Here is a 10,778-nt window from a genome sequence, read left to right on the forward strand (position 1 = left end):
GAGCGAAGCTCGACGGAGTGGGGGTCGATCTAGCTCGGCGGTCGTTAGTTCACATCCAGGCGATGCCTCCGATTGCCACCTGCCGGCCAAGATTTCAGCCTGCTCGGTCGTGCCCACTTGTCAGCGGCTTCACGTTTGAGGACCGCCTTCCCCCACTCCGTCGCTGCTTCGCAGCGCCACCTCTCCCCCCTCCGGAGGGAGAGGAAGAGAGCTTGGCAGCTCACCCCGCGCTCTGCGGATAGCAGATGATCGACAGATAGCGCATCGGCAGTTTCGTCAGTTGTTCCGGCCCGTGCGGCGCGTCGGCGTCGAAGAACAGGCTGTCGCCGGGCTTCATCGGATAGAGGTTGCTGCCATGCCGGTAAACGACCTCGCCCTCGAGCATGTAGAGGAACTCCATGCCCTCATGCTGGAAGGTCGGGAACACGTCGGAATCTTCGGTCAGCGTGATCAGATAGGGTTCGACGACGACGCCGCTTGTGTTGGAGCCGATATGGCCGAGCAAATTGTACTGATGGCCGGCGCGGGTGCCGCGGCGCTCGACATCGAGGCCTTGGCCGGCCTTGACGAAGACGGCGCTGCGCTCTTCCTCGAAGCGGCGGAAAAAGGCGGTGACCGGAACGCCGAGCGCCCGCGACAGCGCCTGCAAGGTGGTCAGCGACGGCGAGGTGATGCCGTTCTCGATCTTCGACAGCATGCCCAGCGAAATGTCGGTGGCGACCGCCAGGTCGGCGACGGTGATGCCGAGCTTCTTGCGGAAGGCCCGCACCTCGCGGCCGATCGCCACCTCCAGCACTTTTTCGCGCGTGTCGCGAATGGCATGCGGGTTCTGCGTCAGCGGCGCGCGGATGGTCTTGCCGTCGGCCGAAACCTTTGGCAGCGGCTTGGCCGTCGCACCGGCTGGACCAGCCTTGGAATCGGAAACCTTCTTCGCCATGTCGCCCCCGGCACTCCTGCGGATTTATTTCACTCTAGGTGAACATGTCAGGTGCCGATACAGCAGCGCAACTGCGACGGCAAGTCGCCTGAAAGCGCATGCGCACGATCCGGCGTTTGGCCGCGCCCGGTTTTTCTCAGGAAATCCACCGCGGCGGAACCCAGTTTCAGCACCGCACTGTTGACAGCACGAAAGGGCCAATTACTGTCCCTGTGAGTGAAATTTGTTTCGTAAGAGCAATTCCGGGAAAGGCGCATAGCGCTTTCCCCTTGGGAATTGCGTCAAGACAAAAGTCGAAACCAGATCGGGAGGCCTGCCATGAAAAGTCGCGTTGCCGTCATCGGAGCCGGTCCATCCGGCCTGGCACAGCTCAGGGCTTTCAAGTCGGCGGCCGACAAGGGCGCCGATATTCCCGAAATCGTCTGCTTCGAAAAGCAGTCGGACTGGGGCGGCTTGTGGAATTACACCTGGCGCACCGGCCTCGACGAGCATGGTGATCCGGTGCACGGCTCAATGTACCGCTACCTCTGGTCGAACGGACCAAAGGAATGCCTGGAATTCGCCGACTACACCTTCGAGGAGCATTTCGGCCGGCCGATCGGCTCCTATCCGCCGCGCGCCGTGCTGTGGGACTACATCAAGGGCCGCGTCGAAAAATCAGGCCTGCGCAAATGGGTGCGTTTCAACAGCCCGGTGCGCATGGTCACCTTTTCGGGCGAGACGAAGAAATTCACCGTCACCGCGCATGACCGCACCAACGACGTCACCTATTCCGAAGAGTTCGACAATGTCGTCGTTGCCTCCGGCCACTTCTCGGTGCCCAACGTACCCTATTTCGAGGGCTTTTCGACCTTCAACGGCCGCATTCTGCACAGCCACGATTTTCGTGACGCGATGGAGTTCAAGGGCAAGGACATCCTGATCATCGGCCGCTCCTATTCGGCCGAGGACATCGGCTCGCAATGCTACAAATATGGCGCCAAATCCATTACCTCCAGCTACCGCTCCAAGCCTATGGGCTTCAAATGGCCGGACAACTGGAAAGAGGTGCCGCTGCTGCAGAAGGTCGTCGGCAAGACAGCCCACTTCAAGGACGGCACCACGAAAGACGTTGACGCCATTATCCTGTGCACCGGCTATCTGCATTCCTTCCCCTTCCTCACCGACGACCTGAAGCTCAAGACCGCCAACCGCATGTGGCCGCTCGACCTCTATGAAGGTGTCGTCTGGGAGAAGAACCCGCAGCTGTCCTATATCGGCATGCAGGACCAGTTCTACACCTTCAACATGTTCGACGCGCAGGCCTGGTTCGCCCGCGACGTCATCATGGGCCGCATCAAGCTGCCCTCGGCCGCAGCGATGGCCGAGCACGGCGCGAAGTGGCGCGCACGCGAGGAGACGCTCGAAGACGCCGAGCAGATGATCTGGTTCCAGGGCGACTACACCAAGGAATTGATGGACCAGACCGACTATCCCGGTTTCGACGTCGAGGCGGTCAACCAGACCTTCATGGAGTGGGAGCACCACAAGGGCGAAGACATTATGAGCTTCCGCGACCACGCCTACCGCTCGCTGATGACCGGCACCATGGCGCCGCTGCACCATACACCGTGGCTGCAGGCGCTGGACGATTCGATGGAGAGCTATCTTGAGGTGAAGGGCGTCGCGGCGGAGTAGGGCGGCGCGCCTGGCTACCCCAGCCTTGCCCTGGCCTTCGCCGTCCAGGCGCTGAACAGCCGGTCGGCGACGATGCCGATGAAGGCGATGGCGAGACCGGCGACGATGCCGCGGCCGGAATCGGCTTTGGACAGCGCGATGAACACTTCCTGGCCGAGATCGCGCGTGCCGACCATGGCGCAGATGATGATCATCGCAAGCGCCATCAGGATCGTCTGGTTGACGCCCAGCATGATCTCCGGCAGGGCCAGCGGCAGTTGCACGCGAAAGAAGGTCTGGCGCGGCGTACAGCCCGAAACCTTGGCCGCCTCGATCAGCGCCGGCGGCACCTGCCTGATGCCGTGATTGGTGTAGCGGATCGCCGGCACCACGGCGAAGGCGATGGTGGCGATCATCGCGGTGACGTCGCCGACCCGAAACAGCATCACCACCGGAATGATGAAGCAGAACGATGGCAGCACCTGCAGCGTATCGATGACCGGTGTGACGATCTTCTCGAAACGGTCGCTGCGCGAAGCCATCAGCCCGATCGGGATGCCGATCAGGCAGGCGACGAAAGCAGAGATGCCGCAGAGATAGACTGTCGCCATGGTCTTTTCCCACAGGCCGGTGATGGCGCAGAAGGCGGTCAGCGCGGCGACGAGGACGGCCAGCCGCAGGCCGGAGAGCTGATAGCCGGCGAGGCCGAGCAGGAATACCGCGCCCAGCCAGGGAAAGCCCTCGCAAAAGGCGCGCAGCGGGTTCAGCAGATTGAGGATGAGCGCCACGCGAAACGCTTCGATCATGTCGAAGAAATTGATCGTCACCCAGTTCACCGCCGCCTTCCACAGCGGTGCGGTGGTGAAGGTGATCGCTTTTGGCACCGCCGCGAAGGCTGGCACGAACAGGCCAAGCAGCGTCGTCATGACGAGAATGGCGATCGCCAGCGTCAGGTTGGGGTAGCGCCGCCAGAGGCTCGGGCGCATCTCCTGATGAACATGGCCCTTTGCCTGTTTGTGCGCGATGGCCTGGCTCAGCCGGTCGAGCGCGATGGCGAGTGCCACGATGGCGAGACCTGCTTCCATCGCCTCACCGACCTTCAGCGCGCGCAGCGCCAGGAGCACGTCGTAACCGAGGCCGCCGGCGCCGATCATCGAAGCGATGATCACCATGTTCAACGCCAGCATGATGACCTGGTTGACGCCGATCATCAGTGTCGGCCGCGCCGACGGCAGCAGCACCCGCCACAGTTTCTGCCGCGCCGTGCAGCCGGCCATCTCGCTGAAATCGTCGATCTCCGACGGCACCCGCGACAGGCCCAGCATCGTTGCCCGCACCATCGGCGGCGTGGCGAAAATGGCGGTCGCAATCATCGCCGACACCGGGCTGTTGCCGAACAGCAGCAGCATCGGAATGAGATAGGCGAAGGTCGGGATCGTCTGCATCAGGTCGAGGGCAGGGGAGACGATGAGCCTTTCCGCCCACGGCTTGCGCCATGCCCAGATGCCGGCGAACAGCCCGGTGACGATGCAGAACGGCACCGCGATGGAAATCAGCGCCAGCGTCAGCATGGCACTGGTCCATTGGCCGAACAGGGCGATGTAGAGGAAGCAGCCGCCGACCAGCAGGCTGAGTTTTCTGCCGCCAACGGCATGACCGGCGAGGAAGGCGGCGGCGCAGACGCCGATCCAGGACAGGCGCGGCAGGACATAGGCGTCGGTGCCATGGCCGATCTTGAAATTCTTGGCCAGCAGATTGAGCGCGAAATCGAGCGGAATGCCGAGCACCGCGGTGATCGAGCGGGTCAGCCACGACAGGTTCGACTTGATCCAGCGCATCAGCGCGCTGACCCAGTCGGCGACCGGCAAGACCGCGCTTGCCGGGTAGTTGACGGCCCAGGGCAGGCGGTCCTGCAGCAGGAAAACGACCAGCACGGCGGCAAGCGCTGCGGCCCAGATCAGCAGCCAGATCTGAATCGGCCGCGACCTTGCCACGCTGGCGCTTGCCGTCACCGTCATGCGCCGGCCCTTGAACGATCGATGCCGGCCAGCAGATCGATCACCGCTTGCGGCGTCACCTCGCCGATCGGCTTGCCGGTGCCGTTGACCACCGCGAACGGCTTGTTGGTCGCAACGATGTTGGCGGAAAAGCTCGATATCTTGGCCTCTGGCGCCACCGTGCCGCCATGCTCCGAGCCGTCGCAGGCGCGCATCAGGCTGCGTGCCGAAATCACCTTGGCGCGGTCGACGTCGCGGGTGAACTCGGCGACATAGTCGGTCGCCGGATTGACCACCAGTTCCTCCGGCGTGCCGATCTGGATGACCTCGCCATCCTTCATGATGGCGATGCGGTCGGCCAGCCGGATGGCCTCGTCGAAATCATGGGTGATGAAGACGATGGTCTTGTGCAGCATGGTCTGCAGCCGCATCAACTCGTCCTGCATCTCGCGGCGGATCAGCGGGTCGAGCGCCGAGAACGGCTCGTCTAGGAACCAGATTTCCGGCTTTGTCGCCAAGCTGCGGGCGATGCCGACGCGCTGCTGCTGGCCGCCCGACAGCTCGCGCGGATAGAAATACTCGCGGCCACGCAGGCCGACAAGCTCGATGACCTCGCGGGCTCGCGCTTCGCGTGTCGGCCGGTCCTGCCCCTGGATGCTGAGCGGGAAGGCGATGTTCTCCAGCACGTTGAGATGCGGTAACAGCGCAAAATTCTGGAACACCATGCCCATGCGATGACGCCGCAATTCGATCAGCGCTGCATCCGAGATTTTCAGCAGGTCCTTGCCTTCGAATTCGACCTTGCCATGGGTCGGCTCGACCAGCCTCGACATGCAGCGCACGAGTGTCGATTTGCCGGAGCCCGATAGGCCCATGATGATGAAAATCTCGCCCTGGCGGATTTCGAGGTCGACGGCGCGCACCGCGCCGACCAGTCCGGCAGCGGTGACATCCGCCATGCTGGCCTTGCCGTCGCGTTCGCGGATGAAATTGGCCGCGTTCGATCCGAACAGCTTCCAGACATTGCGGCAGGCAAGTTTTACCGGCCGGGCATCGTGTGGCGTGCCCGCCCCAATGGACCCCTGTTCAGTCTTGTCCGCCATTCAAACGTCCTTCTGGAACATCAACAAGTGAGGCCCGGCTGGTCAGCAGCCGGGTCTCATTTTTCCAGTTGGAACGATCACTGCGCCCAGGCTTTCCAGTCTTTCTCATGAGCGGCGATCCAGGCGGCGGCGACATCTTCCGGTGTCTTGCCGCCGAGGTCGATCTCGCCGCTCATCTTGTTGAGTTCGTCGGTGTCGACCGTGTAGGCCTTGGCCACCTTGTAGGCGACCGGCCATTTGTCCTTCATGCCGGACCAGGAGTACTTCCAGATCTCGCCATGCGGCTTGCCGCAATCATACTTGGCGTCGGGATTGGTGCCCCATTTCGGGTCGTTATAGCATTCGGGCGTGTATTCGGGGAATTCAACCCACTCGCCCTTGTATTTGGCCGGCGCCCAGTGCGGCGAATAGATCCACAGCATGATTGGCGCCTTGCGCTGATAAGCCGAGTCCAGCTCGGCGAACATCGCCGCGTCGGTGCCGGCATGAATGACGGTGAAGGGCAGTTTCAGCGCCTCGACGCGCTCGTCATCAAAGCCTTCCCAGGTCACCGGACCGCCGAGATAGCGCCCCTTCGGCGCGGTCTCCGCGGTTGAGAAGGCTTCAGCGCATTTCGGATCCTTGAGCGCTTCCCAATTGGGCAAGCCCGGGCATTTCTCCTTCATGTATTCGGGAAACCACCACTCTTCTTTGGCTTTGGGTCCGAGCTTGCCCAGCCGTTCGGTTTGGCCGGTCGCATCGGAGGCCTTCATGGCCTCGCCGGCGGTCGTGTCCCAGAATTCCAGGCCGACATCGAGATCGCCATTGGTGAGGCCCGTGGTCAGGCTGGAGAGGTAGTCGGCTGTCGGATATTCGACGGTGTAGCCGAGCTTTTCCAGGATACCGCCGAGGATCTTGGCGTTCAGGTTGACGCTGGTCCAGTCGAACAGCGCGATCTTGATCGGATCGTTGGATTCGGGTGCGGCGGCTTGGGCGGAAGGTGTCAGTGCACTCGCCGCGGCGAGTGCGAAGGCTCCCATTGTTAAGTTCGAAATCACACTGCGAAGTGACATGCTTGTTCTCCTTCAAGCTGTGAAAATTATCGTTCGTTCCCTTCTTGCGGCTTTTCTAGATTGTGTTGGAAAGGCTGGTCTTTGCGCAAGGCCGTCGGCGCCAAATTGTTGCCCCGGCTTTGGCCAGCGCAGGCAAGATGGTGCTCAATTCTGGTGATGATGGGATAGGACTGGAATGTTGGCGTCATGGCTGCCGACGGACCGCTGCGGGAGCGATCATCTGCGGATCGATTGCCAGTCCTGCGGCGCCCTGCGAGGTGCGAGCCATCAAGATCCTATGCTCTCGGCTGTCGGCCCGACAAGCCCCATCTCGCCAAGGCCGTTTCATAGGATGAAATTATATATACCAAGGTTCATGTCGCGCAACGACTAACGCTTCGCGAGACGTACAAATTCCAGACTGCAGGCGAAGTCGAACCCTTACCAGCAGACGTAGCCGCCATCGACAATCAGGTCGAGGCCGGTGACGAAGCTCGCGGCGCGGCTGGCCAGGAACACCGTCGGTCCGACCATTTCCTCGGGCGCCGCCATGCGCCCCATCGGCGTGTCGCGCTTGAAGATCTTGATCTCTTCGGCCACCTCGGGCCGCTTGTTCATCGGTGTGAGCGTATAGCCCGGGCTGACGACGTTGACGCGCAGGCCGCGATCGGCCCACTCCATGGCGAGACTCCTGGACATGTGGATGACGGCTGCCTTCGAGGAGTTGTAATGCGCCTGCGTCAGGCCCCGGTTGACGATGGTGCCCGACATCGAGGCGATGTTGATGATTGAGCCCTTGCGTCGCGCCAGCATTTTGCGGGCTTCGGCCTGACAGGACAGGAACACGCCGGCGACATTGACTTCGTGCACCTTCTGCCACGTTTCCAGCGGCATCGTCTCGGCGGGCTCGGAGCCGGCAATGCCGGCATTGTTGACGGCGACGGTCAGCGCACCGAGTTCGCTCTCGATGCGATCGATCGCTGCCGCGAGATCGCTCTGCGATGTCACTGTACCGGTCAGCACCAGCGCTTTGCGGCCGAGTGCCGCGATCCGGTGCGCGGTTTCGTCCAGCCCACCCTTCGATGTATGGCCGAAACAGGCGACGTCGGCGCCTGCCTCGGCGAGCCCGATCGCGATTGCCTGGCCGATGCCGCTGCCGGCGCCGGTGACCAGCGCGACATCGCCGTTCAGTTTGAAAAGATCCATCGAGTGCCCTCCCTGGCCCAGGGAGGGTATGCGCTGAGCCGGGCTTCGATCAAGCGCCCGCGCGCAAATGGCGTGGATGCTCAGAAATAACCGCTCGACGCGGCCGTAGCTTCCTTCGGGATTTCGACGCCGTCGACCAGGATCTTGTCGACCAGTTCGTGGTGGAAACAGACCAGCCCCTTGATGCGCTCCGCCTCGTGCACCGGCTCGGGATAATACCAGACCAGGTTCTCGTGGCGCTTGGCCTTCGTCGTCACGTGGTAGTAGTTGGAGATACCCTTGTAAGGGCAGCGCGAGATGTAGCGGCTGGGCGCGAACATATCGAGCCGCGTGTCGGCGATCGGCAGATAGTGGCGCACCGGATGGCCGGTCTCGAACAGGAACACGCCGCGGCGTGAATCGGCGACCTGCTCGCCGTCGAGAATGACCTGTACGCGCCGCGACGACGGCAGGCAGTCGACCCGGCGGAACGGATCGCGGGCGTGAACGAAGATTTCTTCGTCCTCCTCGAACCAGTGCCCCATCTTGCTCCAGGTGAACGACATGTAGTCCGATATAGGCGGACAGCCCTTGACCGGATCGAGATAGCGCCAGGCCGCGTCCTCGACCAGCGTGATGCCGGTGTTGAGCGAGTAGTGGGTGGCTACACCCTTGAACGGGTCCTCTGTCGTCGTCTTGCTCGGCAGCAGGAACTCCTCACGCACGTCGCCGATCGGGAAATAGTAGACCGGCAGGTGATCGGATTCGTAGAACACCAGCGCGTTGGTCGTATCGGCCACGGTCATCGACCCGACCTGCACACGCAGGCGCTTCTGCGTCGGCATGGTGAAGGCTACATAGCCCGGCTCGAATTCGTACTGCACGATGTTGTCGAGCAAGGGAAAATGCGGCCCACGGCCGCGCAGATGGGGCTTGCGAATGGTAGTCTCCCGGTTCTCTTCTTTCGTGATCGGGCGCTGGCGCACGATCAGCTCAATGACACGCGATCGAGCAGCAGCCCGGCGGCGATCGGCGGCAAGCCGCTGACATTCTTGCGCACCGGCACCAACAGATCGGGGAAATAGCTGAAGATGACCGGTGTCTCGTCGAGCAGCAGTTTCTGGATGTCGGAGGCGGCAGCGCGCTGCGCGCCGACATCGAGCGCCTTGAGATAGCTGGTGACCATGCCGTCATAGGCCGTACTCTTGAAATGCGCCGCGTTCCACGGGCCGTCGCTGACCAGCGGGCTCTTCAGGAAGACGTTCGGCACGCTGCGATGCGCGTAGTCGGTGATCCCCAGCGGGCTGTCCAGCCAGTCCGACTGGCCGAACACCGCCTTGCCGTAATATTTGTCCTGGTCCTCGATGTTGAGCGAGATGCGCGCACCGATCTCCTTGGCGAAATTCTGGAACAATTGCGCGTAGCCGGGAATGTCGGAATAGCGCAGCGTGGTCAACGTGATGTCGAAACCGCCGGCGAGGCCCGCCGCCTCCAGCAACTGCTTGGCCTTGGCGATGTCCTGTACGCGTTGCGGTACCGCCTTGTCGGTCGCCGGGAAAGCCGGCGCGAACGGGCTGTCATTGCCGGTCGCCGCCATGCCGCGGCACAGGCCGTCGACCAGCTTGGAGCGATCGATGCACAGCGCCAGCGCCTGGCGCACGCGTTTGTCGGTGAACGGGCCGGTGTCGCAGCGCATGTGAAGCTGGCGGTGCGCGGTCGAAGCGACGCGCAGCACGGTGATGTCAGGACTGTTCAGCACCACCTGGCTGACATCGAGCGGGACGGCATCGAGGATGTCGACTTCGCCGGCCTGCAGCGCCAGGATGCGCGGCTGCACGTCCCCGTAGAACTTGAATTCGAGCCGGTCGGGCAATGCCTTCTCGCCCCAATAGTCGGGATTGCGGATGAAAGTCGCGCCGACCTTTGGCGTGTAGCTTTCCAGCCGGAACGGTCCGGTGCCTTCGAACGTCTTTTCGTAATCGCCCTTGTAGCTCGCCGGCAAGATGACGGCATTGTAATTGTCGATCGACACTGAATAGGGAAAGCTGCCATTCGGCGCATCGAGGTGGAAGGCGACGGTGTGGTCGTCGACCTTCCGGGTGCCGCCCTTTGACAGCAGCCCCTTGAACACCGATAGCGCGTTGGAAGCGCCGTTGGGATCGGCCAGCCGGTCGAAGGTAGCGACGACGTCGTCGGCCTTGAAATCTTCGCCATTGTGGAATTTCACGCCCTTGCGCAGCTTGAAGGTCCACACGCTGCCGTCCTCGTTCGGCGCCCAGCTCTCCGCCAGCACCGGCTTCAAGGTGAGGTCCGGCTGGGTGACGCAGAGAAACTCTGCGGTCTGGAAAACCAACTGGTAGCTGCCGCTGTCATAGTAGGTGACGGGATCGATGGCGCCGCCCGGCGTCGCCACGCCGGCGCGCACCGTGCCGCCCGGCTTGCTCTCGGCCCGGGCATGCTGGGTGCCGAGGCCGGCGGCCGCGACAAGGCTGCCCAGGAACGGCAAGGAGAGCCCAAGCACGCTGCCATGGCGCAGGAAGTCGCGGCGGCCCATCCTGCCGGCCAGCAATTCGTCGACAGCGGAATTTTCGATTGCAGTGAGCGTTCTGCGAGCGTTGTCGATCATCCGGAAATGCTTGGGCATGGCTGGATTCCTCGCTTGTCTTGGGGTCAGTCATCTAGTTCATTGTTGACTGCCGCCGGAAAGCGATATTTTTTGATAGGGGTCATCGAAATTTTCGATACAAGAGGTGGGCATGGACACTGAAAATCTGCGCAGCTTTCTCGAAGTCGCCGCGCATGGCAGCTTCACCGTCGCGGCTGGCCGGCTCAACCTCGCCCAGTCCACCGTCAGTGCGCGGATCAGGGG

The 10,778-nt window shown here is 62.5% G+C and carries 9 protein-coding genes; 2 read left to right on the forward strand and 7 right to left on the reverse strand.

Annotated elements, in window-relative coordinates; translation table 11 throughout:
- Nucleotides 1-220 precede the first annotated feature (220 nt).
- The gene (locus EN943_RS10780) at nt 221-937 is read right to left on the reverse strand and encodes an XRE family transcriptional regulator (RefSeq protein WP_027036053.1); all 717 of its coding nucleotides are present in this window, start codon (nt 935-937) and stop codon (nt 221-223) included.
- Nucleotides 938-1,255: 318 nt separating this feature from the next.
- On the opposite strand from EN943_RS10780, the gene EN943_RS10785 reads away from it, so the two are divergent.
- Nucleotides 1,256-2,614 (forward strand): NAD(P)/FAD-dependent oxidoreductase, encoded by a 1,359-nt coding sequence (locus EN943_RS10785; RefSeq protein WP_127412594.1) that lies wholly within the window; start codon nt 1,256-1,258, stop codon nt 2,612-2,614.
- 14 nt (nt 2,615-2,628) lie between these two features.
- Here the strand turns inward: EN943_RS10785 and EN943_RS10790 are convergent, their stop codons facing one another.
- The 6 genes from EN943_RS10790 to EN943_RS10815 form a co-directional block, all read right to left on the reverse strand.
- Nucleotides 2,629-4,611: an ABC transporter permease subunit gene (locus EN943_RS10790; protein ID WP_127412595.1), complete on the reverse strand. Its 1,983-nt coding sequence runs from the start codon at nt 4,609-4,611 to the stop codon at nt 2,629-2,631.
- Nucleotides 4,608-5,693, reverse strand: coding sequence for a glycine betaine/L-proline ABC transporter ATP-binding protein (locus EN943_RS10795; RefSeq protein ID WP_127412596.1), 1,086 nt, complete (start codon nt 5,691-5,693; stop codon nt 4,608-4,610). Before EN943_RS10795 ends, EN943_RS10790 begins: the two co-directional genes overlap by 4 nt.
- 77 nt (nt 5,694-5,770) lie before the next feature.
- Nucleotides 5,771-6,745 (reverse strand): ABC transporter substrate-binding protein, encoded by a 975-nt coding sequence (locus EN943_RS10800; RefSeq protein ID WP_127412597.1) that lies wholly within the window; start codon nt 6,743-6,745, stop codon nt 5,771-5,773.
- Between the two features lie 420 nt (nt 6,746-7,165).
- The gene (locus EN943_RS10805) at nt 7,166-7,930 is read right to left on the reverse strand and encodes an SDR family oxidoreductase (RefSeq protein WP_127412598.1); all 765 of its coding nucleotides are present in this window, start codon (nt 7,928-7,930) and stop codon (nt 7,166-7,168) included.
- An 80-nt stretch (nt 7,931-8,010) separates the two neighbouring features.
- Complete coding sequence (locus tag EN943_RS10810) at nt 8,011-8,901, reverse strand: DUF427 domain-containing protein (protein WP_164778155.1); 891 nt, start codon at nt 8,899-8,901, stop codon at nt 8,011-8,013.
- Nucleotides 8,898-10,553, reverse strand: a complete 1,656-nt coding sequence (locus tag EN943_RS10815; protein ID WP_127412599.1) for an ABC transporter substrate-binding protein — start codon at nt 10,551-10,553, stop codon at nt 8,898-8,900. The genes EN943_RS10810 and EN943_RS10815 overlap by 4 nt, the downstream gene beginning before the upstream one ends.
- A 112-nt stretch (nt 10,554-10,665) precedes the next feature.
- On the opposite strand from EN943_RS10815, the gene EN943_RS10820 reads away from it, so the two are divergent.
- Nucleotides 10,666-10,778, forward strand: a 113-nt coding sequence (locus tag EN943_RS10820; RefSeq protein ID WP_164778154.1) for a LysR family transcriptional regulator, incomplete at its 3' end; no start/stop codon positions are given.

Source organism: Mesorhizobium sp. M7A.F.Ca.US.006.01.1.1 (assembly GCF_003997935.1).
GTDB lineage: Bacteria > Pseudomonadota > Alphaproteobacteria > Rhizobiales > Rhizobiaceae > Mesorhizobium.